This is a genomic window from Streptomyces sp. NPDC060000 (assembly GCF_042737375.1).
GTDB lineage: Bacteria > Actinomycetota > Actinomycetes > Streptomycetales > Streptomycetaceae > Streptomyces.
Map to the genome: position 1 here is coordinate 38,478 of NZ_JBHWUU010000060.1, position 25,720 is coordinate 64,197.

General features: G+C 72.3%; 20 protein-coding genes and 1 pseudogene. 7 read left to right on the top strand and 14 right to left on the bottom strand.

What is annotated here, in order from left to right; translation table 11 throughout:
* Nucleotides 1–11: 11 nt before the first annotated feature.
* Nucleotides 12–557 (bottom strand): DUF1697 domain-containing protein, encoded by a 546-nt coding sequence (locus ACFWBB_RS28450; RefSeq protein ID WP_385277996.1) that lies wholly within the window; start codon nucleotides 555–557, stop codon nucleotides 12–14.
* Nucleotides 558–929: 372 nt separating this feature from the next.
* On the opposite strand from ACFWBB_RS28450, the gene ACFWBB_RS28455 reads away from it, so the two are divergent.
* The gene (locus ACFWBB_RS28455) at nucleotides 930–3,197 is read left to right on the top strand and encodes an MMPL family transporter (protein WP_385277998.1); all 2,268 of its coding nucleotides are present in this window, start codon (nucleotides 930–932) and stop codon (nucleotides 3,195–3,197) included.
* 120 nt (nucleotides 3,198–3,317) lie between these two features.
* Here the strand turns inward: ACFWBB_RS28455 and mgt are convergent.
* The 4 genes and pseudogenes from mgt to ACFWBB_RS28475 all read right to left on the bottom strand — a co-directional run bounded on the left by mgt (nucleotide 3,318) and on the right by ACFWBB_RS28475 (nucleotide 7,347).
* A pseudogene (gene mgt, locus ACFWBB_RS28460) lies at nucleotides 3,318–4,593 on the bottom strand (macrolide-inactivating glycosyltransferase).
* On the bottom strand, nucleotides 4,590–5,162 hold the full coding sequence (locus ACFWBB_RS28465; protein ID WP_385278035.1) for a hypothetical protein: 573 nt from the start codon (nucleotides 5,160–5,162) through the stop codon (nucleotides 4,590–4,592). The pseudogene mgt and the gene ACFWBB_RS28465 overlap by 4 nt, the downstream one beginning before the upstream one ends.
* Nucleotides 5,159–6,649: a sensor histidine kinase gene (locus ACFWBB_RS28470; protein ID WP_385278033.1), complete on the bottom strand. Its 1,491-nt coding sequence runs from the start codon at nucleotides 6,647–6,649 to the stop codon at nucleotides 5,159–5,161. The genes ACFWBB_RS28465 and ACFWBB_RS28470 overlap by 4 nt, the downstream gene beginning before the upstream one ends.
* A 5-nt stretch (nucleotides 6,650–6,654) precedes the next feature.
* The gene (locus ACFWBB_RS28475) at nucleotides 6,655–7,347 is read right to left on the bottom strand and encodes a response regulator transcription factor (RefSeq protein WP_385278000.1); all 693 of its coding nucleotides are present in this window, start codon (nucleotides 7,345–7,347) and stop codon (nucleotides 6,655–6,657) included.
* A gap of 140 nt (nucleotides 7,348–7,487) precedes the next feature.
* Here ACFWBB_RS28475 and ACFWBB_RS28480 point away from each other — a divergent pair, with 140 nt between their 5' ends.
* Nucleotides 7,488–8,465, top strand: coding sequence for a DUF3152 domain-containing protein (locus tag ACFWBB_RS28480; protein ID WP_385278002.1), 978 nt, complete (start codon nucleotides 7,488–7,490; stop codon nucleotides 8,463–8,465).
* 10 nt (nucleotides 8,466–8,475) lie between these two features.
* On the opposite strand, the gene ACFWBB_RS28485 is transcribed toward ACFWBB_RS28480, so the two are convergent.
* The 3 genes from ACFWBB_RS28485 to ACFWBB_RS28495 are packed head-to-tail and all read right to left on the bottom strand — an operon-like array spanning nucleotide 8,476 to nucleotide 11,515.
* Nucleotides 8,476–9,750: an ABC transporter substrate-binding protein gene (locus ACFWBB_RS28485; protein ID WP_385278004.1), complete on the bottom strand. Its 1,275-nt coding sequence runs from the start codon at nucleotides 9,748–9,750 to the stop codon at nucleotides 8,476–8,478.
* A complete protein-coding gene (locus tag ACFWBB_RS28490; protein WP_385278006.1) occupies nucleotides 9,750–10,583 on the bottom strand; it encodes a carbohydrate ABC transporter permease in 834 nt (277 codons plus the stop codon). Before ACFWBB_RS28490 ends, ACFWBB_RS28485 begins: the two co-directional genes overlap by 1 nt.
* The gene (locus ACFWBB_RS28495; protein WP_385278008.1) at nucleotides 10,580–11,515 is read right to left on the bottom strand and encodes a carbohydrate ABC transporter permease; all 936 of its coding nucleotides are present in this window, start codon (nucleotides 11,513–11,515) and stop codon (nucleotides 10,580–10,582) included. Before ACFWBB_RS28495 ends, ACFWBB_RS28490 begins: the two co-directional genes overlap by 4 nt.
* Nucleotides 11,516–11,692: 177 nt before the next feature.
* On the opposite strand from ACFWBB_RS28495, the gene ACFWBB_RS28500 reads away from it, so the two are divergent.
* Complete coding sequence (locus tag ACFWBB_RS28500) at nucleotides 11,693–12,556, top strand: phosphotransferase enzyme family protein (RefSeq protein ID WP_385278010.1); 864 nt, start codon at nucleotides 11,693–11,695, stop codon at nucleotides 12,554–12,556.
* Nucleotides 12,541–12,666, top strand: coding sequence for a hypothetical protein (locus ACFWBB_RS28505; RefSeq protein WP_385278012.1), 126 nt, complete (start codon nucleotides 12,541–12,543; stop codon nucleotides 12,664–12,666). The genes ACFWBB_RS28500 and ACFWBB_RS28505 overlap by 16 nt, the downstream gene beginning before the upstream one ends.
* A gap of 127 nt (nucleotides 12,667–12,793) precedes the next feature.
* Here the strand turns inward: ACFWBB_RS28505 and ACFWBB_RS28510 are convergent, their stop codons facing one another.
* From ACFWBB_RS28510 to ACFWBB_RS28525, 4 genes are all read right to left on the bottom strand, one after another.
* Nucleotides 12,794–13,516, bottom strand: a complete 723-nt coding sequence (locus tag ACFWBB_RS28510) for a 3'-5' exonuclease (protein ID WP_385278014.1) — start codon at nucleotides 13,514–13,516, stop codon at nucleotides 12,794–12,796.
* A 108-nt stretch (nucleotides 13,517–13,624) separates the two neighbouring features.
* Complete coding sequence (locus ACFWBB_RS28515) at nucleotides 13,625–14,863, bottom strand: SAV2148 family HEPN domain-containing protein (protein ID WP_385278016.1); 1,239 nt, start codon at nucleotides 14,861–14,863, stop codon at nucleotides 13,625–13,627.
* Between the two features lie 102 nt (nucleotides 14,864–14,965).
* Nucleotides 14,966–16,312, bottom strand: coding sequence for a copper amine oxidase (locus ACFWBB_RS28520; protein ID WP_385278018.1), 1,347 nt, complete (start codon nucleotides 16,310–16,312; stop codon nucleotides 14,966–14,968).
* Nucleotides 16,313–16,388: 76 nt separating this feature from the next.
* Complete coding sequence (locus tag ACFWBB_RS28525; RefSeq protein ID WP_385278020.1) at nucleotides 16,389–17,219, bottom strand: Tat pathway signal sequence domain protein; 831 nt, start codon at nucleotides 17,217–17,219, stop codon at nucleotides 16,389–16,391.
* 197 nt (nucleotides 17,220–17,416) lie between these two features.
* Between ACFWBB_RS28525 and glgX the strand changes: the two genes are divergently transcribed.
* From glgX to ACFWBB_RS28540, 3 genes are all read left to right on the top strand, one after another.
* Nucleotides 17,417–19,525, top strand: a complete 2,109-nt coding sequence (gene glgX / locus ACFWBB_RS28530; RefSeq protein ID WP_385278022.1) for a glycogen debranching protein GlgX — start codon at nucleotides 17,417–17,419, stop codon at nucleotides 19,523–19,525.
* 81 nt (nucleotides 19,526–19,606) lie between these two features.
* The gene (gene treY, locus ACFWBB_RS28535; RefSeq protein WP_385278024.1) at nucleotides 19,607–21,958 is read left to right on the top strand and encodes a malto-oligosyltrehalose synthase; all 2,352 of its coding nucleotides are present in this window, start codon (nucleotides 19,607–19,609) and stop codon (nucleotides 21,956–21,958) included.
* A 285-nt stretch (nucleotides 21,959–22,243) separates the two neighbouring features.
* Nucleotides 22,244–23,494: a M14 family zinc carboxypeptidase gene (locus ACFWBB_RS28540; protein WP_385278026.1), complete on the top strand. Its 1,251-nt coding sequence runs from the start codon at nucleotides 22,244–22,246 to the stop codon at nucleotides 23,492–23,494.
* 91 nt (nucleotides 23,495–23,585) lie between these two features.
* Here the strand turns inward: ACFWBB_RS28540 and ACFWBB_RS28545 are convergent, their stop codons facing one another.
* Both ACFWBB_RS28545 and ACFWBB_RS28550 read right to left on the bottom strand, forming a co-directional pair.
* On the bottom strand, nucleotides 23,586–24,041 hold the full coding sequence (locus ACFWBB_RS28545) for an SSI family serine proteinase inhibitor (RefSeq protein ID WP_385278028.1): 456 nt from the start codon (nucleotides 24,039–24,041) through the stop codon (nucleotides 23,586–23,588).
* The gene (locus ACFWBB_RS28550) at nucleotides 24,038–25,366 is read right to left on the bottom strand and encodes a M14 family zinc carboxypeptidase (protein WP_385278030.1); all 1,329 of its coding nucleotides are present in this window, start codon (nucleotides 25,364–25,366) and stop codon (nucleotides 24,038–24,040) included. The genes ACFWBB_RS28545 and ACFWBB_RS28550 overlap by 4 nt, the downstream gene beginning before the upstream one ends.
* Nucleotides 25,367–25,720: the final 354 nt, after the last annotated feature.

The window sequence follows — 25,720 nt, forward strand, 5'->3', positions numbered from 1 at the left end:
ATCCGCCCCTGTCATTCCGTCATCTCCACCAGTTTGACGACGGTGTTCCAGTTCCGGGTCGTGGCGATCAGCCCCTTGTTCAGGCGGGGCCTGGACAGTTGCTCGGCGAGCTTGGACCGGCCGAGGCCCTCGGGGGCGTACAGGTACAGGACGCGGTCGCCGAGGCGGAACTCCTCGGGCAGGTGGGCGGCCCGGTCGATTTCGGCGTAGCGCTCCGCCTCGACGGGGGTGGAGAAGTACGTGGCGTGGAGCTGCTTGGCCTCCAGCTCGGCGGCCGGGAAGGGGCAGGCGTCGGCGACCGCCTTCAGATAGGCGTGGTCGCGCACGATCACGCCGACGGCGAAGCCGAAGTGCTTCTCGATCGCCGCCGCGAGCTCGGCGGCGAGGCTCTCCTCGTCCCCGTGTCCGCAGGAGAAGACGGCCTGGCCGCTCTGGAGGTGGGTGCGGACGTCCCCGAGGCCGAGTTCCTCCAGCAGGGTGCGCAGTTGGGCCATGGGGACCTTCCTGCTGCCGCCCACGTTGATGCCGCGCAGCAGTGCCGCGTACGTCGTCGTCATCCGCTCACCTTAGGCGGCCGTCGTGCCCCGTGGGGGTGGGCACGACGGCCGCGGCCGGGCTGGAGGTCCCGTGGAAACTCTGGCCGATCGGCGGGGTGTGGAGCAACAGCTGCCGGACATCTCCACAGGCCCGTGACTTGTTCAACAAACTTTCGTAATGACCGGCACCCTGATCGCCGCCCCCGAGATCCCCGACTAGATGTAAGGGGCCTCTGTCCTCCCCAGAGGTGAGAGAGCGGGGTCCGACGGGAGGACTCGCGTGCCGCACACCTCACCGGCCAGCACGAGGAGATGGCCTTATCCAGCCCATACCTTCGAATCGGAAGGTGGCGGCAGGGGGCTTCCACCGCATCACAAGAGGGCAGGCCCGTCATGGGGAACGGACATATACGGGTGCGGGGCATCGCCGCGCGGGCCGGCGGCTGGAGCGCCCGGCACCGATGGGCCGCCGTGGGCATCTGGGTGCTGTTCGTCGTCCTGGCCATGGGGATCGGTTCGGCGGCGGGCACGGTCAAGCTCAAGGACAGCGACCAGCTCGGGGGCGAGACCCACACGGCGGCCAAGATCGTCGAGGACGCCGGCATCAGTGAGCCGGCCAGCGAGACCGTCCTCGTCCAGTCGAAGGACGGCTCCGTCAAGGCCACGGACGCGGAGTTCAGGGCCGCCGTCACCGCGGTCGTCGCGGCCGTCGACAAGACCGGCAAGGTCACCGACGTGACCTCGCCGTACGACACGAAGACGATCTCCAAGGACGGTCGCAGCGCGCTCGTGCAGTTCGACATGCGCGGCGACTCCGACACCGCGGGCGAGCGGGTCGAGCCGGTTCTCGATGCCGTCGCGGGCGTGCAGAAGGACCACTCCTCGCTGCGGATCGAGGAGATCGGCGGCGCCAGCATGCGGAAGACGTTCGACGACGCCTTCGGTGACGACTTCCAGCAGGCGGAGTACTCCGCCGTGCCGGTGGCCCTGGGCATCCTGCTGATCGCGTTCGGCGCGCTGGTGGCGGCGCTGCTGCCGGTGGCCCTCGCGGTCACGGCGATCATGGCGACGATGGGCCTGATGGGCATCGTCAGCCACTTCCAGCCGATGGACGACTCCTCGAGCTCCGTGATGCTGCTGGTCGGTCTGGCCGTGGGCGTCGACTACTGCCTGTTCTATCTGCGCCGGGAGCGCGAGGAGCGGGCCGCCGGGCGCGATCCGGAAACCGCTCTGCGGATCGCCGCGGCGACCAGTGGCCGTGCCGTGATCGTCTCCGGTGTCACCGTGTGCGTGGCGATGGCGGGCATGCTGTTCACCGGGCTCGCCACGTTCCAGGCGATGGGCCTGGCCTCCCTGATGGTGGTCGCGGTCGCCATGGTCGGTTCGGTGACCGTGCTGCCCGCGCTGCTCTCGCTGCTCGGCCATCGGGTGGAGAAGGGCCGGATCCCGTTCCTGCACCCCGACAAGCGCCGCAGGAACGGCAAGGGCGACCGCGCCGTCGAGGGCAGCCGGTTCTGGAGCGCCGTCCTGAAGGTCGTCCTCGCCAAGCCCGCCGTCTCGCTGGTCGTGGCGGCCGGCGCACTGCTCGCGATCGCCGCACCGGCGGTCGGCATGCACACCCAGAACCTCACCCTGGACCAGGAGTTCGGCGACTCGCTGCCCATCGTGCAGACCTACAACCGGGTCAACGACGCCTTCCCGGGCGGCTCCGAACCGGCCGAGGTGGTCGTCAAGGCGGACGACATCAACGCCGCCGAGGTGAAGACGGCGCTCGCGGCGTTCAAGGAGCAGGCGGTCAGCTCGGGCGCCTCGCGCGGCCCGGTCGAGATCAAGCTGCACGACGCGCAGAACATCGCGTACGTGTACGTTCCGCTGGTCGGCGGCTCCGACCTGGACAAGGCGGGTGCCAGCCTGGACACACTGCGCGACGAGGTGCGGCCCGCCACGCTCGGCAGGATCGACGGCGTCCAGGCGCCGATCACCGGACAGGTTGCCGGTTCGAAGGACTTCAACGACCAGCTCGCCGGAGCCGTCGCTCCCGTCTTCGCGTTCGTCGTGGTCTTCGCCTTCCTGCTGATGCTGCTGTCGTTCCGCTCGCTGACCGTCGCGATCACCTCGATCGTGCTCAACCTGCTGTCGGTGGGCGCCGCCTACGGCATCCTGGTCGCCGTCTTCCAGCACGGCTGGGGCGCCTCACTGGTGGGTGCCGAGGGCGTCGGCGCCATCATCACCTGGCTGCCGCTGTTCCTCTTCGTGATCCTGTTCGGCCTGTCGATGGACTACCACGTGTTCGTCGTCTCGCGAATCCGCGAGGCCCGGCTGCGGGGCCGTACGACGAACGAGGCCATCAAACACGGTGTGGTCACCACGGCCGGCGTGGTCACCAGTGCCGCCGTCATCATGGTCGCCGTGTTCGCGATCTTCGGCACGCTGTCCATGCAGTCCATGAAGCAGATGGGCGTGGGCCTGGCGGCCGCGGTGCTGATCGACGCGACGATCATCCGGGGCGTGCTGCTCCCGGCCGTGATGGCGCTGCTCGGCGAGCGCAACTGGTATCTGCCGAAGTGGCTGGGCTGGCTGCCCGACCTCACGCACGACGAGTCGCCGGAGGCGGTCGCGCCGGTGACCCGGGACGACGAGGGCGAGCCGCTGAAGGTCTGACACCGCTGCGAGTCCGCCCTGAAGCAGGTTGAACCGAGGGCCCGTTGACCTCCCGGGGGAGTCAACGGGCCCTCACCCGTGCCGGGTTCACGCGCGCCCGCCTCACGACCCGGTCCGGGCTCAGCCCCGGTCACCGGCCAGCTCGGCCTCGACGAGGTCCGCCGCCCGGTGGGTGCCGCCCTCGTGCGCCATCTCCGCCCGGATCCCCTCGAGCCGGCCGGCCACCTCCGGATCGTCGACGAGCGCGAGGGCGGCCTCGCGCAGGGTCTCGGCCGTCGCCCCACGGGTGGGGATCCGCCGGGCCACACCGAGCCCCTGGAGCATGTCCGCGTTGCCGAACTGGTCGACGGCCTGCGGTACGGCGATCATCGGCGTGGCCGTGGCCAGCCCCTCCTGGCTGCCGCCCGCGCCGGCGTGCGTGACGAACAGGTCGGCCTGCTTCAGGACTTCCAACTGCGGTACCCAGGAGACCACTTCGACGTTGTCCGGTACGGTGCCCAGCTCGGCGGGGCCGACATGCCTGCCGATCTGGAGCACGAGGTGCCAGCCGGGCAGCCCGCCGAAGGCGCGCACGCACTCCCGGTAGAAGTCCGGCCGGCCGGTGAAGGTCGAGCCCAGCGAGACGAGGACGACCTTCTCGGCGTGCGCGGGCCGGGTCCACCCGCCCTCGGCGACGCGGTCGCCCTGACAGGCGCCGACGAACGTGTACACGCTCTCGTCGACCCGGTCGGCGTGGGGTTGCAGCACCCTGGGGATCAGCACGAGGGAGCGGGCCGGGCGGCCGACGAAGGAGTCGGGGTGCTCACCGATCCCGTTCTCCTCCAGCCAGGCGTGGAAACGCGCGTAGTAGGCCTTTCCGCGTTCCGTCTTCTTCGGCTCCGCCCACATCGGTTCGGCGATCTCCTCCTCGTAACCCTCCCAGGCCACGAGGTTGGGCGAGAGGGAGATCGCCGGGACGCCCCAGCGGTGGGCGAGGACGCGGGCCGGGTAGGCGGTGATGTCGTGCAGCACCAGGTCCGGCTCGTCCCCGTCGTACGCCTCGATCAGCTGGGGCAGCGCCTGGATCGCGTTGGCCAGGAAGGGCTCCACGTTGTCGAGAGGGGTGCTCCCCCAGGCGGAGGGGTCGTCGTCGGGCGAAGGCAGCGTCGAGTGCCACGGCCTGACCTCGGCTCCGGTGGCGGCGACCTTCTCGGCGAAGACGGGCGGAACCGCGTACGTCACCCGGTGCCCGCGCGCCACGAGCTCGCGGATCACCTCGAGGCTCGGGTTCACGTGGCCGTGGGCGGCGATGGAGAACATGGCGATGTGGGCGGGGCGACTGGTCATGGCGTCGACCGTAAGCGAGACGATACGTCTCGTGCAATCGGGTTCGCGCGACCGGGACAACGCGGGTCAGGCGTCGGGGCAGTGCTCGTCGGTTCCCCGCACGCTCCGGCCGAGCCCGTCCGTCACCGTCACCGTCACGCTCTCGGCGGTGAAGTCGGCGGTGCGCTGCGCCTCGGCTGCCGTACAGATCAGCTGCGCCATCGCGAGGTCGGCCAACCCGTCGGTCGCGTAGTGCAGTTGGATCGACACCCCATCGTCGCGTCTGTCCACCGACATAGGTGCCGAGGTCGGAGCCACGGCTGTGGGACCGACGTCGGCTCCCTTGCTGGGAGGAACGCTCGGGTCGAGAGTCGGAACGGGCGTCAGCGGCGGCAGCAGCGTGGTCAGCCGCTTCGCCCGCTCCGCCTCCGTCGGACCCTCCAGGAGGCTCCACACGGCCGACTCGGCGTCGATCGCCGTGACCGGTCTGCGGGGGACGGCGACCAGGGAGCCCGCCCTTACGAGGTAGACCCGCACCATCGGCACGATCCCGTGCGCCGGGCCGCCCGCCTCCACCACACCGGTCGCCGGGATGCCGCAGGAGACCAGCGCGCACCACGCCGGAACGCACAGCAGCACAGCTCTCCGTACGGCCCTCACGCTCGCTCCTCCCCCGCCGGCTCGTCCCGGCGCAGCGGGAGTTCCACGGTGAAGACGGCGCCGCCCTCCGGCCGGTTCGCCGCCCGGACGGTCCCGCCGTGCATCCGCACGTTCTCCTCGGTGATCGCCAACCCCAGACCGCTGCCCTCGGTCCGGGACCGGGCGGCGTCCGACTTGTAGAAGCGTTCGAAGACATGCGGCAGCACGCCCTCGGGGATGCCGGGCCCGCTGTCCAGCACCTCGATGACCGCCCGCCGCCCGGCGCCGGGCCCCACGGCCTCGTGCAGGCGCAGCCCCACCGGACGGGCGCCGTGCCGCAGGGCGTTGCCGACCAGGTTGGCGACCACGACGTCGAGGCGGCGCGGGTCGACGCGTCCGCGCAGCGCGTCCGGCTCCGGCAGACGGGCGTCCACCAGGTCGGTCCAGCCGCGGGAGGCGAGGGTGCGCCGGAGGGACTCGGCGAGGTCGATCTCGTCCAGGTGCAGCACCACCGCGCCCGCGTCGAAGCGGGAGATCTCCATCAGGTCGTCCACGAGCCGGGCCAGTTTCACGGTCTCCTCGCTGATCAGCCGGACCGCGATGGCGGTGTCGGGGTCGAGACCCGCCGCGTCCTCGTCGAGGACGTCGGTGACGGCCGACATGGCGGCCAGCGGGGTGCGCAGCTCGTGCGAGACGTCGGCGGCGAACCGCCGGGCCCGCGCCTCCATGCCGCGCAGCTCGGCCACCGACTCCTCCAGGGCGGCGGCTGTCTCGTTGAACGTGTGTGACAGTTCGGCGAGTTCGTCGGAGCCGTCGACGGCGAGACGGGTGTCCAGCCGGCCCTCGGCGATGCTGCGGGTGGCGTCCCGCAGCGCGCGTACCGGCCGCAGCACCCCGCGGGCGGCGAGCAGCGCGAGCAGTACGGCGAGGGCCAGGGCGGGCACGGCGGCCCGTTCCACGGCAGTGACCAGGGCGTCCACATAGGCCTGTTCGGTGGTCTGCGGCACCGTCAGGAACACTCGGAGGCCGGAGGGGGGCCAACCGCCCGACACGGAGGTGGTGAAGGCGACCGACATGCCGACGACGAGCGCGGTGTGGTCCGCGTGGTTCACCCGCTGGAAGACGGTGGCCGACCTGGAGTTCACGGCCTCGCGCAGGGCGGGCGTCAGTTCCCCGAACGGGTCGTCGGGGGCGGAGGTGGCCTTCAGCCCGCGGTAGACGACCAGCACACGCCAGGCGCCCGACGGCTCGGCGCCGGCCACCTCGGCCGCGAATTCCCGCAGTTCAACCGGGCCGGGCGGCAGGACGAGTTCGGGGGCGAGCCGGGTGACCTGGGTGCGCAGCCGCTCGATCACCGTGTCCTGGCTCTGCTGGAGCACCCCGGTGCGCGCCTCCCGGAAGGTGAGCGCGCCGGTGGTCGTGGCGGTGAGCGCGGCGACCAGCGCGAACGCCACCACCAGGCGTACGCGCAGACCGCGCAGCCGATGTGCCCCGACCCGGGTCCGCAGGGGCCTCACCGGGCGGCGAACCGGTAGCCGAAGCCGCGTACGGTCTGGATGTGGCGCGGCTCGCGCGGGGGCTCGCCCAATTTGGCGCGCAGTCGTTTGACGCAGGCGTCCACCAGGCGCGCGTCGCCGTGGTAACTGTGCTGCCAGACCGCCTCGAGGAGTTGCTGCCGGCTGAACACCTGGCCGGGCGAGGCGGACAGGGTCAGCAGCAGCCGCAGTTCGGACGGGGCGAGGGGGACCGGCGATCCCTGCCAGGTGACCGACAGTCCGGCCCGGTCGACGGCCAGGTCGCCGTAGGTGTCGATCTTCGGTATGCCGCCGTCGGCGGGCACGCCGGCCGCCCGGCGCAGAACGGCACGGATCCGGGCCTGGAGAACCCGCGCCGGTACGGGCTTGACCACGTAGTCGTCGGCCCCCGCCTCGAGACCGACAACGATGTCCTCGTCGTCGCCCCGCGCGGTCGCCATGATGATCGGCAGCGTCTGGTCCAGGTCGCGCATCCTGCGGCAGACGTCCAGACCGGGCAGGCCGGGCAGCATCAGGTCCAGCACCACGACGTCGGGCCGGAAGGACCGCAGCCGGGTCAGTCCCTCCTCGCCCGTCCCGGCGGCGGCGACCTCGTGACCCTGACGGCGCAGCGCGAGGGCGACGCCGTCCCGCACGGCTCGGTCGTCCTCGATCAGCAGAACTCGTGGCATGCGCTCAGTATCCGTAGGCGGTCGGCCTGTTCGGGACTCTGTTACCGGATGATCACATGAAACGGAACCGATCGGGTCGTTACCATTTTGTTATGGCTCGGGCCAGATCCGATCATATAGCGATCACAATCTGAACAACCATGACCGCGCACAAAGAAACTCCTTCCCCCACCGGTCGTCGTCGGAGCGGCCCCACGCACGCCGCCGGCCGACGCGTCCGCAGGGGTTCCGTGTGGGGTGGGACGGCCGCGCTGGCCCTCCTGGGCGCCGCCGGTCTGGCGGCCGTGGGCTGGACGTCCGCCGACTCGGGCGGGACCACGGCCGAAGCCGGCTCCACCGCGTCCGCCGAGCCGAGCGGATCCGGGGCGTCCGGCTCCGCACCCGCCGGCCCGGCACCCACCGGGCCGGCGGCCGGCTCCGCCGCGCGCACCTCTGGCAGCCCGTCGGCCGGGACGTCCGGCGGTACGTCGGCCGGAACATCCGGCGGTACGTCGGCCGGAACATCCGGCGGTACGTCGGCCGGAACGTCCGGCGGTACGTCCGAGTCGGACATCCCCGCCTCCGGTCCCGGCACCTTCACCACCGCGGCCGGCTCGAGCGCCAAGGTGGGCAAGGGCACGGCACTGCGCTACCGGGTCGACATCGAGGACGGCACCGGTCTGTCCGCCGCGACCGTCGCCCGGCAGGTGGAGATCATCCTGGCCGACCGGCGCGGCTGGACGGCGGACGGTCACTCGGCGTTCCGACGGGTCGCCGACGGCTCCGTCGACTTCGTCGTACGGGTCGCGACGCCCGGCACCGTGGACAAGATCTGCGGGGAGTACGGGCTGGAGACGGGCGGCGAGGTCAACTGCAACGTGGCCGACAGCGTCATGGTCAACCTCAAGCGCTGGCTGCTGGCCACCCCCGTCTACGCCAAGGACGTCACGGCCTACCGCGCGCTGATCGTCAACCACGAGGTCGGCCACTTCCTCGGCCACAACCATGTCGGCTGTCCCGGCCCGGGCAAACCCGCCCCGGCGATGATGCAGCAGATCAAGGGCATGAACGGCTGTGTCCCCAATGTCTGGCCGTACGACGACCGGGGGCAACTCGTCACCGGCCCCGCCGTGCCCTGAACCCGGCCGTTCAGCGCTGGTAGCGCGCCAGCACCAGATTGCCGTCCTTCTCGAGCCGCTCGCGCAGTTCACCGAGCCCGATCGCCCCGCTGTAGTACTCCTGGAACGCGGGGGTCGCGACCTTGTCCTTCCACTCGGGGTAGCCCCGGACGGACTGGGCGGGCGCCGGGCGCAGGTGCGCGGCGAGGGCGGTGCCGGTCGCCCAGTCGTCCTTCGTCGTGTGCAGGGCGGGGTCGGCCAGCGCCTGCGTGCCGGTCGGCAGCATCCAGTCGCCGAGTGCGAGGCGCACCATGTTCTCCGGCCGGAGCAGGAAGTCGATGAAGGCCGCGGCCTCCTTCTTGTGACGGCTGTCCTCGGCGACCGACAGCGTCTGCGGGCTGACGCCCTGGGCGAGTCCGTCGGCGCCCGCCGGGGCGGGCAGCACCTGCCAGTCGAACCCCTTGGGTGCCTGCTGCACGATCTGCTGACGGTAGGAGAACCCGAGCGGGACCATCGCGTATCTGCCGCCGAAGAACCCCGGCAGGGTGTCCGAGCCGCCGCTGCCCAGCGTCGTGGGCGAGGCACTGTGGTCGGTACCGGCCTGGTCGTGGATGGTGCGCGGCACGACCTCGTCGCCGACCTCGAAGCGGACGGTGACCTCGCCGTCCGCCGCCCGGTGGAACAGCTGCCCGCCCGCCGACAGGGAGAGGTTGAGAGTGGCGGAGACGGGCTCCTTCAGCGGCCAGGCCACGCCGTACCTGCCGTCACCGCTGAGCTGCTCGGTGATCTTGCGGAACTCCGCCCAGCTCCAGGGCAGTTCGGGGGTCGGGATGCGTACGCCGGAGCGCTTCAGCCAGGTCGCGTTCGCGACGAGAACGCGCGGCTCCTGGAGGAACGGCACGCCGTAGACGCCGTCGCCGAAGGTCGTCGTCTCCCAACTGCGCCGCCGGATGTCCGACTTGAGGCGCGCTGGCAGCAGGTCGCTCAGATCGGCGAGGTAGCCGCCGTAGGCGAAGTCGGCGAGGTCGTCGGAGGCGTCATGGATGATGTCGGGGGCCTCGCCGCCCTCGAAGGAGGTGAGGAGCTGGTCGTGGACGCTGGACCAACTCCCCTGAATGTAGTCGACCTTGACGTCCGGATGAGTGGCGTTCCACTCCTTCACCAGTTCCTTGCCGGCCCGGACGGACTCCTCCTGCCAGGCCAGGGACTGGAAGCGCAGGGTGACGGGGCCGCCGTCGCCCCCGCCCCCGCCGGAGCAGCCCGCGAGGAGCAGCAGGACGACCACGATCAGCGCTCTGGTCCGCATCAGCTCTTCACCGCCCCGGCGAGCATGCCACCCGTGATCCGTCGCTGGATGAGGGCGAAGACGACCAGCGAGGGGAGGGTGGCCAGGGAGGCGGCGGCGGCCAGCGGCCCGAGGTCGGCGACGCCCTCCGTGCCGATGAAGTGGGTCAGCACGACCGGCAGGGTCTGTTTCTCCGGGGTCTTCAGCAGCACCAGCGCGAAGAAGAACTCGTTCCACGCCGTGACGAACGCGAACAGCCCGGTCGCGACGATGCCCGGAGCGAGCAGCGGCGCCGTCACCGAGACCAGCGTCCGCAGCCGCCCGGCCCCGTCGATCGCCGCCGCCTCCTCCAGTTCCACGGGGACGGCCCGGACGTATCCGACGAGCATCCACAGCGCGAACGGCAGCGCCCAGACCACGTACACCATCACCAGCCCCGGCACGGAGTCGATCAGCCGCAGGTTCTTCAGCACCAGGAACAGCGGGATGATGACCAGCACGAACGGGAACGCCTGGCTGACCACCACCCACCCGGACGCGGCCCGCGCGAGCCGGGTGCGCTGCCGTGCCATGACGTACGCCATCGGCGTGGCGAGGACGACGGCGATCACGGCGGCGCTCACCGCGGCGAGCAGCGAGTTGAACGCGGCGTGCAGCAGGGGCTGTTCGTCGAACGCCTGGCGGAAGTTGGCGAGGGTCGGGTTCTTCGGGATCCAGGTGGGGTGCAGGCTGCCCAGTTCGCGCGCGGGCTTGAACGCGACGGAAACGAGCCAGAGGAAGGGAAAGGCGAGGAAGACGAGGTAGGCGAGCAGGGCCGCGTACTGGCCTGCGCGGGCCGCGGGACGGGTCCTCACGCGTCGTCGCCTCCCCTGATCCGGCCGACCAGGAACAGGGCCAGACACACCGAGATCACCGCGACCATCACACAGCCCATCGCCGCCGCGTACCCGAACTGGCCGTAGCGGAAGGCCTCTTCGTAGGCGAAGAGCATGGGCAGCCGGGTGCGGCCGCCGGGTCCGCCGTTGGTCAGCACATAGACCAGGGCGAAGGAGTTGAAGTTCCAGACGAAGTTGAGGGCCGTGATGGCCAGGGCGATGGGCCGCAGGGCGGGCCAGGTGACCGTCCGGAAGCGGCGCCAGGCGCCCGCGCCGTCCACCGCGGCCGCCTCGTGCAGTTCCCGCGGGGTGTTCTGGAGGCCGGCGAGCAGGGCGACCGTCGTCTGCGGCATGCCCGCCCACACGCCCACGACGATCACCGCGGGCAGGGCCGTCGCCAGCCCGCTGAGCCAGTCCCGCCCGTCACCCAGGCCCAAGTCGCGCAGGGTCTCGTTGAGGATGCCGGCGTCCGGGTTGTAGACGAGCCGCCACATGACACCCACCACGACCTCGGGCATCGCCCAGGGGATGATCGCGAGGGCGCGGGCCAGCCGGCGCAGCCGCAGATCCTGGTCGAGCAGCAGGGCGAGGCCGAGGGCGAGCAGGAACTGCGGGACGGTCACGCCGACCGCCCAGACCAGGCCGATCCGGAACGACTCCCAGAAGAGCGTGTCGTGCAGCAGGTCGGAGAAGTTGAGGGCGCCGATCCACCGGGTGGGCGCGGTGCGGCCCGACTGGGCATCGGTGAACGCCAGCAGGATCCCGTACAGCAGTGGACCGACGCTCAGCACGAGGACGGGGATCAGGGCGGGCAGGACGAGAAACCACGCGCCGTGGGCCGTGGTGGCGTTCGGCGGGCCCGTGCCGGGCGCGCGGCGCACGGTCCGTCTCTTCTCGGTCGCCAACGACACCGGACCGGCCCCCTTCCCGCGGCTCCGACGGGCCCCGCCATGGTCGTGAAGGTGCTGTACCCCGTCAAGACACCGTGCGCACACCCCGATCTGTGCGAATGCGACACTGGCCGTCGGATGGCCGGAACCCGACGCCGTCCGGCAGGACCGGGCTGGAGAACCACACGGAGGCGGACGATGGACGAGGCACGGGCGCGGGACGTACTCGCCGCGGCGGACGTGCTGCCCGGCGCGGCGGCGGACGCACGGCTCCTCGCTCTGGGCGAGAACGCGGTGTTCGCCGCCGGGGACCTGGTGGTCAAGGTGGGCCGCGACGCCGAGCTCCTCGACCGGGCCCGGCGCGAACTGGACGTCGCGGCCTGGCTGGCCGGGGCGGGCGTCCCGGCGGTGCGGGCGGCCGAGCCGAAGCCGCTGCTCGTCGACGGGCATCCGGTGACCCTGTGGCACCGGCTGCCCGACCCGGTGCGGCCCGCCGGGCCACGGGATCTGGCCGAACTGCTGCGCCTCGTGCACGCCTTGCCCACCCCCTCCTTCGGCCTGCCCGCGCGTGATCTGCTGTCGGGAGTCGAACGCTGGCTGCGGCTCGCGGGCGACGCCGTCGACCCGGCGGACGCGGCGTATCTGCGCGAGCGCCGCGACGGCTTCGCCACGGCCGCCGCCGCGCTCACCCCGGAGTTGCCGCCCGGCCCGATCCACGGCGACGCGCTGCCCCGCAATGTGCACATCGGCCCCGAAGGACCGGTCCTGGTCGACCTGGAGACCGTCTCCGCCGATCTGCGCGAGCACGACCTGGTGGTGATGGCGCTGTCCCGCGACCGGTACGGGCTGCCCGCCGAGGCGTACGGCTCCTTCACGGAGACCTACGGCTGGGACGTGCGGGAGTGGGCGGGCTGCACGGTCCTGCGGGGCGCCCGCGAGACGGCGAGCTGTGCCTGGGTAGCCCAGCACGCGCCCACCAGCCCCAAGGCCCTCACGGAGTTCCGGCGCCGGGTGGCCTCGCTGCGGGACGGGGACGAGGCGGTGCGGTGGTATCCGTTCTGACCCAGCTGTTGCGTGCGTGGCGGGCCGCCGCCCGGCTCGGGAAGGACACCGGCGGGTCCACCGAGTCCACCTCGTCCACCGACCGGCGCGGGCGGTCGTACGGCGGGTGATGGCGGTCGGGGACGCGGGAGCGGTGGTCGGCCGACGGTGACGGCGGCCGGGAGGCCGACGAGGTCGGCCGCGGGCACGGAGCGGGCCGGCCGCCCACCCGCCCCGGCGCGCTCGCAGGCGAAAGCCTCAGACGGTCTTCTCCGCCGGCGCCCGCATCGGCCAGGCGCCGTCCACCACCGCGTCCGTGTCGCCCTTGCGGCGCAGGAAGCTCTGGAAGTCCGCCGCCCACTCGGCGTACCACTCGATCTGACGGCGGTGCAGCTCCGCCGGGCCGAGGGCCGCGACCTTGGGGTGGCGGACGGCTATCGCACAGGCGAGACGGGCCGCCGCGAGGGCGTCGGCGGAGGCGTCGTGCGCGGAGTCGAGCAGGACGCCGTACTCGCCGCAGACCGCCTCGAGGTTGCGCTTGCCGCGCCGGTAGCGGTCCACCGAGCGGTCGATGGTGTACGGGTCGACGACCGGCGCCGGGTCCAGGCCACCCAGGCGGTCGCTCAGGGAGGGCAGGCCGTGGCGTCGCAGTTCGGCGGAGAGGAGGGTCAGGTCGAAGGCCGCGTTGTAGGCGGCGACCGGGACGCCGGTGCGCCAGTAGCCCACGAGGACGTCGGCTATCGCGTCCGCGACCCGGTCGGCGGGGGCGCCCTCGCCCGCGGCCCGCTCGTTGCTGATCCCGTGCACCGCCACCGCTTCCGGCGGGATCTCCACGCCCGGGTCCGCCAGCCACTCGCGGTGTCCCAGGACCTGCCCGTCCCTGACCTCGATCACGGCTGCCGTGACGATGCGCGCCTCGCGCGGGTCCGTCCCGGTCGTCTCCAGGTCGAAGCCGACAAGCAGCTCCCGGTACCAGGCCATGGTGGCCCCCCTTCTTGGTGGTGCTTCCCCCAGTGGTCTCCACCCTCGCATGCGCCACTGACAATCAGAGGACCGCGTTCCGCTTCCCCTCGGACGGAAGCGGACGATTCAGGACACCGGCCGCGAGTCCACCCAGGCCAGCTCGAACTCCTCGCGGTATGCGGAGAAAAGTCCGCCGTCGTCCACCTCGCCCGGCTTGACCACCCGGTTGCCGTTGCGCAGTACCAGCACCGGCGCCTCCATCCCGCGCATACGACGCAGATAGGACTGGATCACCGCGATGCCGTCGGTGCCGTCGCCGTCGACGAGGTAGGCGGTGAAGCGGGGCGTCTCGTCGTACACCTGGATCTGGAAGGCTCCCGGGTCGCGCAGCCGGGCGCGGACCCGGCGCATGTGCAGGATGTTCATCTCCACGGCCCGGCTCAGCTCGCCGCGTTTCATGCCGAGTTCGCGCTCGCGGCGCTTGACCGCGCTGGAGGCGGGGTTGAGGAACAGCAGCCGGACGCGGGCGCCGGCCTCGGCGAGGCGCACCAGGCGGCGGCCGGAGAAGTTCTGCACGAGCAGGTTCAGGCCGATGCCGATGGCGTCGAGCCGGCGGGCGCCGTCGAAGATGTCCTCGGCGGGGAACTGGCGCAGCAGCCGCACCCGGTCGGTGTGGACGGCGACCACGTCCGCGTACCGGTCACCGACGAGGTCCTCGACGGCGTCGACGGGCAGCCGGCGCGCCGAGGGCACGTCGCCACTCGTGCCGAGCATCTCCAGCAGGCGCGCGGAGGCCCGTTCGGCCTGGTTCAGGACGGCCTCGGACAGCGCCCGGTTGCGGGAGACGACGTTGCGGGTCACCTCCAGCTCGTCCAGGGCGAGTTCGACGTCCCGGCGGTCGTCGAAGTACGGCTCGAAGCACGGCCAGTGCTGCACCATCAGCTCGCGCAGCTGCGGCAGCGTGAGGAAGGAGATGACGTTGTCGTCGGCCGGGTCGAGCAAGTAGCCCTTGCGGCGGCTGACTTCGCGTACGGCGACCGCGCGCTGCACCCACTCCTGTCCGGCGGGTCCGGCCGCGGCGACCACCCACTCGTCGCCGTGGACGGGTTCGTAGATGGGCCGCAGCACGGCGGCCACGACGGCGCGCAGTCGCTGTTCGACGAGGTTCAGCCAGATGTAGGCCCGGCCGGCCCGCTGGGCGCGGGTGCGTACCTCGCGCCAGGCCTCGGCGTCCCAGTCCAGTTCCGGTCCGATGGCGTTCGTCTCCATCGGCCGGGCCAGGGACACCGTGCCGGGCGGGACGTCTGCGGAGCCCCCCTCGTGACCCTCGTCACCAGGGGGCAGCTCCAGCCCTCCCGAGCCCACCCGCGCACCGCCTTCCGCTCCCCCGAGCACTCCCCGTCCCAACGATCAAGGAAGGGTACTCCGGGAGCGGTCGGCGGTGCAGCCGGATGGACAGGTCGTTTCTCAACTACCGTTGATCGTCTGACCGTTCTGTCCGGCGAGCGCGGACGGAGTGAGCGGATTCATAGCGGTGACGTCCCTGGGGACCAGCGAGAAGCCCTGCCAGTGGACCGGCATGGGCTGCTGGTCCTCGTCCCGGGCGATGTGGTGGAAGCCCACGTTCACCCAGGTCACGGGGTGGGTGAGGGTCTGTCCGTTCACCCATTTGTCGACGGAGGTGCCGTGCAGGGGGCTGCCGCAGTCGCGGACGTTGTTGCTGGCGTACTGCTCGCACCGGTTGTACTGGGTGAAGTAGACGTCGTGCTGGGTGAAGTGGCGCCCCGAGTACTTGGTGGTGGCGCCGGGGACGAGCTCGTAGGAGCGGGCGTGGCCGTCCTTGTTCTTGCCGGTCGCGCTGACCATGCGCCACCAGCGCATGTTCTTGGCGTCGCCCGCGAGTTCCTTGGTGACGGGCGTGCGGGTGGTCTTGCTCGTCGGGCCCTGCTGTCCGCCCGCGGGCGGGCTGACCACCGAGTCGTACTGCTCCACCTTGGTGGCCGAGGAACCGTCGAGGCCGAAGTCGAGCCGCCAGAAGACGTTGTGGCTGTGGCTGGTGGCGTAGGACTTGGCGCCCTTGCCTATCGGCCAGCCGCGGCCGTCACCGGCGTCGTAGTCGAAGGGCGACAGACTCCCGGTGGCACCGACGTTCATGTTGATGGCGCCGTCGTCGGAGAAGCGCCACTCGGTGATGTACTCGTACCAGCCGACCTTGTTGACGGTGTAGATCAGCAGGTCCTTGCCCTGAGTCTGGAAGACCTTGTTGCCCGTGTCGGCCTGCATCCGGTAGGCGTGACCACGCGTGCGGGTCGTGGTGCACAGACCCTTGACGTTCGGGTTGTCGGAGAAGGACTCGGGCACCTTCACCGTCCGGATGGTGCCGCCGGGGCACTCGGCGGGGGCCATGTTGACCAGCCCCGAGCCGAAGTTGTAGTCGGTGATGTCGTTGTACTCGTTCTTGCCGTCGTCGTACGGCACGTGGATCTGCGCGATCTTGGCGCTGTTGAGGACCCTGATCGGCTTGGCCTCGCCGGGAGGCTGGTAGGAGATCTTCTCCAGGACCAGGCCGGACTTGGCCTCGAAGCGCCAGCACATGCGCCAGGTGGTACCGGTGGAGAGCTTCTGTTCGATGCGGTAGGCGGCGCTGCAGTCGGCGGCGGCCGCGGGGGCCGCCTTCGGCTGGGCGGCGGCCGGGCCGGCCCCGGCGGTCGCGCCGGCGGCCAGCGCGGCCACACAGAGCCCGGCGGCCGCCCCCTTGCGGGCACGGCTGATGCCCCGCGGCCGGAGGCCGCCGATCAGATTCGGAACACGCATGAGGACATGACTCCCTTTGCCTCCCGCTCCGGGAAGCAAGTCGGAAAACGGACGTGGGGGTGGGCCTGCTACGGATTCAGCCGGTGAGCCGGGCGACCTTGCGGGTGCTGAGGTCGATCACCAGGGACCGGGCGTCGATCCACGGGCCGTTCTTGACCTTCGGCAGCAGCCGTACGCAGCGGTGTTGCCCGCACTGGTCGAGGACGGCGGGCTCGGCGCCCGGCACCGCCCGGTAGACCATGGCGGCGATCTGCAGCTGGTCCGGGGAGCTGAGCTCCTTGCCGGTGGCGTCCTTGAAGTCGGCCTTCAGGCCCGCGCCGAGCGGGTCGGCGATGAGCAGGCTCGCGGCCTCGCTCTGCTCGGCGGCGCTGAGCGGCGGCTGGACGCCGTGCTGGGTGCCGGTGTCCTCGACCTTGCCGGTGTCGAGGTTGACGGTCCTGGTGAGGAGCGAGTCGTCCTTGTAGTCGTAGAACGACACCACCGCGCGCCGGGGCGCGTCGGGGTCGTCCACCTCGTCGGCCGCGGGCTCGGCGAGGTCCACGCCGAGGCGCTGCGGGCCGCGGTCGCCGTCCACGTCCTCGCTCGCGTTGAACTGCTGCCGGTCGAGCGCGATCTTCTCGACGCGGGTGATCTCGTCGTCGGTGAGCGGGTCGCGGCCCTTGCCCTTCGTGCCCTCGGCGGGCGCCTCCTCGACGACACCGGGCCGTACCGCCGCCGGGTCCCCCTGCTGCTGTCCGGTCACCTGTCCGGCCACCTGTCCGGTGGCCTGCCCGCTCCTGCCGCCTCCCGTGTCGTCCGCCCCCGCCGTGCCCGGCAGGGTGATCCCCACCATCACGGCCGTCGCGGCCACCGCGATGGCCGTACCCGCCACCACCTTGCCCAGGTGGCGGCGCACTGTCGTGCGCACAAATTCCCCCTACTCCCCCTATTGCCCGGGAGTACGTTTCTGCCCCACTGGTTCGGCACGGGGCGTGTGTCGCCTGTCGTCCCGTGCACTGGTCGTCGGGTAAGAGGGGCGTAAGTCACAGGTGGTTCCCTCACTTTCCTGGAGACTCGGACTCAAGGCGCCCCCGCAGGGGCGAGACACCTGAAAGAGTCGAGTCCATGCAGGTCTGGCCTGGAGAGGCGTATCCCCTCGGTGCCACGTACGACGGCGCCGGCACCAACTTCGCGGTCTTCACGGAGGCCGCGGACCGAGTAGAGCTGTGTCTGCTGCACGACGACGGCTCGGAGACGGCGGTGGAACTGCGCGAGAGCGACGCGTTCGTCCGGCATGCGTATCTGCCGGGCGTCATGCCCGGACAGCGTTACGGATTCCGGATGCACGGTCCCTACGAACCCGCGCGCGGGCAGCGCTGCAACTCGGCGAAGCTGCTGCTCGACCCGTACGCGAAGGCGATCAGCGGTTCGGTCCGGTGGGGCGAGGAGGTGTACGGCTACCACTTCGACGCCCCCGAACGGCGCAACGACCTCGATTCGGCGCCCCACACGATGACCTCGGTCGTGGTCAACCCCTATTTCGACTGGGGCGACGACCGCAGGCCGCGTACCGAGTACCACCACACGGTGATCTACGAGGCCCATGTGAAGGGCCTGACGATGCGCCACCCGGGGCTGCCGGAGGAGCTGCGCGGCACCTACGCGGCGCTGGCCCACCCGTCGATCATCGAGCATCTGACGGAGCTCGGGGTGACGGCCCTGGAGCTGATGCCGGTGCACCAGTTCGTCAACGACCACCGGCTGGTCGACATGGGCCTGAACAACTACTGGGGCTACAACACGATCGGTTTCTTCGCCCCGCACAACGCGTACGCCTCCTGGGGCGACCGCGGTCAGCAGGTCCTGGAGTTCAAGTCGGCGGTGCGGGCGCTGCACGAGGCGGGCATCGAGGTCATCCTCGACGTGGTCTACAACCACACCGCCGAGGGTAATCACCTGGGTCCGACGCTGTCCTTCCGGGGCATCGACAACCAGTCGTACTACCGGCTGACGGACGACCCCCGCTATTACATGGACACCACGGGCACCGGGAACTCGCTGCTCATGCGGTCCCCGCACGTCCTGCAGATGATCATGGACTCGTTGCGGTACTGGGTGCTGGAGATGCACGTCGACGGGTTCCGTTTCGACCTCGCGGCGACCCTGGCCCGTCAGTTCCACGAGGTGGACCGGCTGTCGTCGTTCTTCGACCTGGTCCAGCAGGACCCGGTGGTCTCCCAGGTGAAGCTGATCGCGGAGCCGTGGGACGTGGGCGAGGGCGGCTACCAGGTGGGGAACTTCCCTCCCCTGTGGACCGAGTGGAACGGCAAGTACCGCGACACCGTGCGGGACGTGTGGCGGGGCGAGGCGCGCGCGGTCGGCGAGTTCGCCTCCCGGCTGACCGGCTCCTCCGATCTCTACCAGGACGACGGCCGGCGCCCGCTGGCCTCCATCAACTTCGTGACCTGCCACGACGGCTTCACCCTGCACGACCTGGTGTCGTACAACGACAAGCACAACGATGCCAACGGGGAGGACAACCGGGACGGCGAGAGCCACAACCGGTCCTGGAACTGCGGCGCGGAGGGCGCGACCGAGGATCCCGCGGTCCTGGAGCTGCGGGCCCGGCAGATGCGGAACTTCCTCGCCACGCTGATGCTGTCCCAGGGCGTGCCCATGCTCAGCCACGGGGACGAGTTCGGGCGGACCCAGCAGGGCAACAACAACGCCTACTGCCAGGACAGCGAGCTGGCCTGGGTCCAGTGGCCCGAGGACGGAAGCGAGCTGCTGGACTTCACGCGCGCGTTGGTGTGGCTGCGCAAGGAGCATCCCGTCTTCCGGCGGCGCCGCTTCTTCCACGGCCGGCCGGTGGAGGGCACGCACGACGAGCTGTCGGACATCGCCTGGTTCACGCCCGAGGGGGCGCCGATGGCGCCGCGGGACTGGGACCGGGCGCAGGCGTCCGCGCTGTCGGTGTTCCTCAACGGCAACGCGATCTCCGAGCCGGGCGCGCGCGGCGAACGGATCACCGACGACTCCTTCCTGCTGATGTTCAACGCCTCGGCCAAGCCCCTGGAGTTCGTGGTGCCGGTCGACCTCGGACGGCAGTGGCAGGTGGTCGTGGACACCGCGGACCCGGAGGCGGTGACGTCGGACACGGACACGAGGGTGCAGGCCGGGGACCGGCTCACACTGGTCGACCGGAGCATGAGGGTGCTGCAGCGGCCGACCTGAGCGACCGGTGAGGCGCGCTGACGCGACCCGCCCGGAGGGGCGTATGACACGAAAGTCGGCGGGACGGGTACGTAGGTTGTCATGACCCCTGAGCGACGTGACGCCTCCGTTCCCGTGCCGCCGACGGCGACCTACCGGTTGCAGCTCCAGCCCGAGTTCCCGTTCGGGGCCGCGACGGCTGCCGTGCCGTACCTGGCCTCGCTCGGTGTCTCGCATCTGCACCTCTCCCCCGTCCTGGAGTCCGTGCCGGGCTCCCCGCACGGCTACGACGTCGTGGACCCCACGCGCGTGCGTGCGGAGCTGGGCGGGGAGGAGGGGCTGCGGGCACTGTCGCGCACCGCGCGGGAGCACGGGCTCGGGCTGGTCGTGGACATCGTGCCGAACCACATGGCGATGGCCCCGCGCCACAACCGCGCCCTGTGGGAGGTGCTGCGGGAGGGCCCGAGGTCGCCTTACGCGCGCTGGTTCGACATCGACTGGGAGACACCGGGCGGGCAGGTACTGCTCCCGGTGCTCGGCGGACCCGTCGGGACCGAGTTGGAGCACCTCCGGGTGGACGGCGAGGTCCTGCGCTACTACGACCACGTCCTCCCGCTGCGCGAGGGCACCGAGAAGCTGCCGCTGCCGCGGTTGCTGGACGCCCAGTGGTACCGGCCGGTGTGGTGGCGGCTGGCCCGTACCGAGCTGAACTACCGGCGCTTCTTCAGCATCTCCGAGCTCATCGGGGTGCGGGTGGAGGACCCGGAGGTGTTCGAGGCGACCCACGGCACCATCCTGCGCCTGCTGCACGAGGGCGTCGTCGACGGCCTGCGCGTGGACCACCCCGACGGCCTCGCCGACCCCGACGCCTACCTGGAGCGGCTGCACGCGGCGAGCGGCGGCCGCTGGACGGTCGTCGAGAAGATCCTCGCCGACGGGGAGCGGCTGCCGGACTCCTGGCCCGTGGCCGGTACCACCGGCTACGACGCCCTGCGCCACGTCGACGGCCTCTTCACCGATCCCGCGGGGGCCGGCGAGCTGCTGACCCGCTACCGGCGCTTCGCGGCCCCGCAGACGGACCGGGGCGGCGACTGGGCGGCGACCGCGCGGCGGGCGGCGTACGGCGTGCTCACGCACGAACTGGCGGCCGAGATGAACCGGCTGACGCGGGTGGCGTCACGGGTGTGCGCCGGGTCGGACGACCTCGCGCTGCGCGACCGGGCGCCCTGGGCCCTGCGGACGGCGCTGCAGGAGCTGCTCGTACGCCTGGAGGTGTACCGGCCCTACACCTCGGGCGACCCGGCCGACGTCGTCACCGAGGAGGCGGCGGCGCAGGCCCGGGAGGCGTTCGTCGTGCCGGAGGAGGCGGGCGCGGTGGACGTGGTGCGGGCTCTGGTGCTCGGCGGGGAGGGCGCGGCGGGGGCGGAGTTCCGGGCGCGGTTCGCGCAGACGGCGTCCGCGCTGCGCGCCAAGTCGCTCGAGGACACGGCGTTCTACCGGTATGTGCCGCTGCTGGCGGCGAACGAGGTGGGCGGCGACCCGGGCGCCCCTGGCGTGTCCCCGGCCGGCTTCCACGCCTACTGCGCGCGCGTGCAGCGCGACTGGCCGGCCACCGGGACCGTCGTGTCGACGCACGACACCAAGCGCAGCGCCGACGTGCGCGCCGCGCTCGCCGTGCTCACCGAATGCCCGGGGCGCTGGGCGGACGTCCTGGAAGAGGTCACGCGCGCGGAGGAGGGCGTGCCGGACGGGCAGCTGGCGTGGGCGGCCTGGCAGACGGTCTTCGGACTCGGCCCGGCGGCCCCGGAGCGCGTCCAGGAGGCGGTGCTCAAGCACGCGCGCGAGGCGGGGCTGTACACCAGCTGGACCGAGCAGGAGCCGCCGTACGAGGAGGCGGTGGCCGCGTTCGTGGCGGCGGGGCCGTGCGGGGTGCCGGGTGAGCGGGTGGCCGCGCTGCGCGGCACGCTGGAGCCGTACATCCGCGCGAACGTGCTCGGCACGGCGCTGGTGCATCTGACGATGCCGGGGGTGCCGGACCTCTACCAGGGCACGGAGAGCGAGTACCGGGCGCTGGTCGACCCGGACAACCGGCGCCCGGTGCGGTTCCCGCCGGAGGCTCCCGGCGACAAGGACACGGTGACCGCTGCCGCGCTGCGGCTGCGCCGGCGCCGTCCGGAGGTGTTCGGGGACCCGGCGGGGTACGAGCCGCTGTCCGCGGAGGGAGCGGCCGCGGACCACTGTCTGGCGTTCGCGCGCTCCGGCCGGGTCCTCACGGCCGTGACGCGGCTGCCGCTGCGGCTGGCGGAGGCGGGCGGCTGGCGCGGGACCCGGCTGGCGCTGCCGCCGGGGAGGTGGGCCGACGTGCTGGCTCCCGAGCGGGAGTTCACGGGGCACGTGCGCGTGGCGGAGCTGTTCGAGCGGCTGCCGGTGGCGCTGCTGGAGCGGGCGGAGTGAGGCCCCGGAGGTGATCTTCGGCGTCGGCAGGTGAGGGTCGGCGTCGGCAGGTGAGAGTCGGCCGACAGGCGACCATCGGACGCGTGTACGAACCGGCGCCCCTGCCGGGTGGTGACACCGTCGCCCAGACCGAGGAGCGAGACCGAGGAGTGAGGGCGGAACGGCCGTACCCTCCGCCGGCGCACGCATCCGAGCGCCCCCTGGCGCCTCCCCGCAGGCGTTCTTGACAGTTGCCGGAGACCATGGGGTACTGCGGATGCGAAGGCCGGGCGGACGAATACGGGGGTGAGTCTCCTGCCGGAGCTGCGCTACCCCACGGTGACCGAACTGATCTCTTCTGCCCGGGCGTTGACCGCGCACCAACCCGGCATGTGCGCCCTGCGGCAGGTGGGGGTCTCCCGCGCGGGCCGGCCCCTGCACCTGCTCTCCGTGGGGCACGCCCGGCGGGCCGTGCTCGTCGTCGCGGGCGCCCACGCCAACGAGCCGACCGGGGGCTCGACACTGCTGGCGCTGGCCGAACGGGTGGTCCAGGAGCGGGAGTTGCGGGACGGGACGTCCTGGCACTTCCTGCTGTGCGCGGACCCCGACGGGGCGAGCCTGCATGTGACCCCGGCACCGCGCAGCCTGCTCGAGTACCACCTCGGCTTCTTCCGGCCCGCCGGCCCCGAGCAGCCGGAGTGGTCGCCCGCCGTGCTGCCGCCGGACCGGCTGCCGCCCGAGACGCGCGCGCTGACCCGGGTCATCGACGAGCTGCGGCCCTACCTCCAGGTGACCCTGCACGGCACCGATCTGGGCGGCAGCTGGGTGCAGCTGACCAAGGACATCCCGGGTCTCGCCGAGCCGTTCGCCAAGTCCGCGGCCCAGTTGCACATCCCGGTGGAGACGGGCGCCTCCGACGCGGCGGGCTGGCCCGCGTCGGGGCCCGGCGTGCACGTCATGCCGGCCGCCGGGGCGGAGGCGGCGTACCCGAGCATGCCGGACGACGCGCGGCACAGCACCTGGTACCACGCGCATCGCTATGGCGGTCTGACCGCGGTGGTGGAGGTGCCGATGTGGGCGAGCGACATGGTGGACGACCCCGCCCAGCATCCCGACCCGGCAGCGGCGATACGGCGGCTGGCGCGGCGGCTGCTGCGGGACACCACGGAGGTGGAGCGGGTGCTCGTCGAGGCACTGCCGCGTCTGGAGGGCGTCGACGGGCCCCTGCTGCGGGCGGCGAAGTGGGCGCTGGAGCTGGTGCCGGGGCTGGCCGCGGACTGGACGGACACGCCGCCCGCCGACACGACGATGGCGTACGTCGGCAGCGTGGACGCCTTCGCGCGCCGGCTGCCCCTGCGGGCGGCCGCGATGCTGTGGCGGGTCCTCCAGGAGAGCGACGACCACGCCGCCCCGCGTCTGGGTCAGCTGGTCGAGACCTGGAGCGACGCCTTCGCCTACCGCTTCCGGGCCCGCTGGGTGCCCCTGGAGCACCAGGTCGAGCACCAGTCCCGCACGGTCGTCGCGGCGGCGCTGCACGCCCGCGAACGGGCGGCGTGACGCGCGCGACGACAGTGGGTACGGCCGGGCCGGGCGGTCGGAACGGGGTGGCCACGGGTACGCGCGGGTGCCCGTGGCCACCCCGTCCGGTTCAGACCTCGGGCACCTCCTGGTCGTCCAGGGCGAACACGGCCCCCGTCAGCGCCTCCCTCTCGCAGTCGTTGCTGAACGTGTGCTGGTAGTCGACCGGGCGCCCGTTCCACCGCCCCTGCGCGCGGACGGTCACCGGCGCGTACACGAGCGCGCAGACGCGGCTGCCGTCCCCGGTGAGGGCGTCGACGTTCCCGTCGGCCCGCGCCAGGACGTCGCAGGCCTCCGCGGCGCGGGAGTGGCCCTGGGGCGGGTCGCACAGCAGCAGGGTGCCCCGGGTGTCGCTGGAGCGGGAGTCGCCGCGGGTGACGGTGAGCTGGAGCCAGTCGCCGGGCAGGCCGTCGCGGGAGACCGCCAGGGCCGGGGCGGCGCCGACGACGAGGAGAAGGGCGGCCGCGGCCGGGAGCGCGCGCCGTACGGCTTTCGCCGACCGGAGACAGGTGAGGAAGTACGTCATTCCCGATGCATCGGCACGGCCGGCTGTGTACCCCAGTCCGACTCACCCGAACGGGCAGGGGCGGATCCGGCGGCGCCGCGGCCCGCCAGCTCGAACGCGGCGAGCACGACCCGCGCCTGGTACTCCGCCTGGCGGGCGACGGGAATCCAGCGTGCGCCGCACTCCTCCTCGTACGCGGCGCACCACCCGTCGATGAGCCAGTCCAGCTCCGGCAGTGCGCCGGCCGGATCGCGCCCGGTGCCGGTGACGAGCTGGTGCAGCAGGCCCGCCGTCCGGACGGCGATCCGGCGGCCCGCGATGCGCAGGGCGGTCAGATGGGCGGTGTTGAGCGGTGGGAGCGGCCGCGCGGGGTCGGCGGTGGCGGGATCCCAGGCGTCCGCGAGGCCGGGGCAGACGAGGAGGTAGTCGTCGACCGGGGCGAGCAGACGGGCCGCGTCCGGGGCACCGGCGAGGTGCGGCCGCACGCGCGTGAGGATACGTTCCAGCAACTGTGCGTCATGGCGCAGGGCGGCGCTCACGGCACGCAGTACCGCGTCCCGGTCGGTGGGCGGGGAGCCGTCCTCCATGGCGGCGACACCCCACATGGGCGCCTCGACGACCGCGGTGACCGTGCCGTACCGGTGCGGGTGGTACCAGGTCGACTCGACGGCGGCCTCGGTGATGGCGGCGGCCAGATCCCGTGGGCGCGGTGGCGGGATCCGGTAGACGGCGGGGCCCAGGCGGGGCCAGTACAGGGTGTCGTAGGGCCCGAGTTCACGCGGGATGCCCAGGCGGGCGGCGGCATGGGCGACCCGCCGGGAGAGTCCGGGCAGGTCGCGGGTGAGTTCCACGAAGGCGCCGCCGACGTCGACACCGTGCAGCGAGCACTGGAAGAAGGGTTTCAGTTCGTCCTGGAGACCGAGCAGCGCACGGGTTTCGGGCAGCGCGGCGGCGGCCGCGCCGTCGGGGAGCCACTCGGGCTGTTCCAGGAAGCCCGGCCGGAAGAAGTTCCGGAAGTAGCGGCCGAGGCTGTAGGGGCCGGCCAGCCAGCCCTCGTTGCGGCGCAGACCGTCGGGGTCGAGGCAGAGCAGCAGGTTCCAGGTGGCGTCGGCGCCGGCGGTGAGCCGCGGGTCGGCGAGGACGCGTTCGGCCAGCCGCAGGACGGTGGCGCCGCCGACGGGCTCGTTGGCGTGCGGCCCGGCGACGACGAGGGCCTGGCGGGCGCCCCGGCCGACGGACAGCAGCCACAGGGGCGAGCCCGCGCGCGAGACCCCGACGCGGCGCAGCCGGACGTCCCCGGAACCACGGGCGGCGAGCGCGGCCGCGCGGGCCGCGAGTTCGTCCACGGTCGGGTAGCGGAGGAGGGGCGGCAGGGCACACCTCCACAAGGCGGCGCCGTCGGTTCACCGGGCGTATCTGGTGTACGCACAGTGAGTCATGGGCCGGGGGTACGTCAACACCGCGGCACGCGTGGGGACTTGAGCGGACCGGGGCAACTCGAGCCGGCCCGGGGGACCGTCGGCCCCCCGGGACGCCACGGTTCGACGGGCCGCATCCCGGCCGACGGGCCGAGCGAGCCCGGCGGGGCGGCGGACGGCGCCGATCCGGGCGCAGACGGCCTGGCCGGCCCGGCGTCACGGCAGGCCGGCCAGGCCGGCGAAGCGCCGGTGCAGGTTGGTCCGCCGCCCGCGGGCCGGACC

What these genes read in the sequence shown, in the direction of transcription:
- ACFWBB_RS28450 (WP_385277996.1), bottom strand. Translation starts at nt 557, where the DNA reads ATGACGACGACGTACGCGGCACTGCTGCGCGGCATCAACGTGGGCGGC.
- ACFWBB_RS28455 (WP_385277998.1), top strand. Translation starts at nt 930, where the DNA reads ATGGGGAACGGACATATACGGGTGCGGGGCATCGCCGCGCGGGCCGGC.
- ACFWBB_RS28475 (WP_385278000.1), bottom strand. Translation starts at nt 7,347, where the DNA reads ATGCCACGAGTTCTGCTGATCGAGGACGACCGAGCCGTGCGGGACGGC.
- ACFWBB_RS28480 (WP_385278002.1), top strand. Translation starts at nt 7,488, where the DNA reads ATGACCGCGCACAAAGAAACTCCTTCCCCCACCGGTCGTCGTCGGAGC.
- ACFWBB_RS28485 (WP_385278004.1), bottom strand. Translation starts at nt 9,750, where the DNA reads ATGCGGACCAGAGCGCTGATCGTGGTCGTCCTGCTGCTCCTCGCGGGC.
- ACFWBB_RS28500 (WP_385278010.1), top strand. Translation starts at nt 11,693, where the DNA reads ATGGACGAGGCACGGGCGCGGGACGTACTCGCCGCGGCGGACGTGCTG.
- ACFWBB_RS28510 (WP_385278014.1), bottom strand. Translation starts at nt 13,516, where the DNA reads ATGGCCTGGTACCGGGAGCTGCTTGTCGGCTTCGACCTGGAGACGACC.
- ACFWBB_RS28520 (WP_385278018.1), bottom strand. Translation starts at nt 16,312, where the DNA reads ATGCGTGTTCCGAATCTGATCGGCGGCCTCCGGCCGCGGGGCATCAGC.
- glgX (WP_385278022.1), top strand. Translation starts at nt 17,417, where the DNA reads ATGCAGGTCTGGCCTGGAGAGGCGTATCCCCTCGGTGCCACGTACGAC.
- treY (WP_385278024.1), top strand. Translation starts at nt 19,607, where the DNA reads ATGACCCCTGAGCGACGTGACGCCTCCGTTCCCGTGCCGCCGACGGCG.
- ACFWBB_RS28545 (WP_385278028.1), bottom strand. Translation starts at nt 24,041, where the DNA reads ATGACGTACTTCCTCACCTGTCTCCGGTCGGCGAAAGCCGTACGGCGC.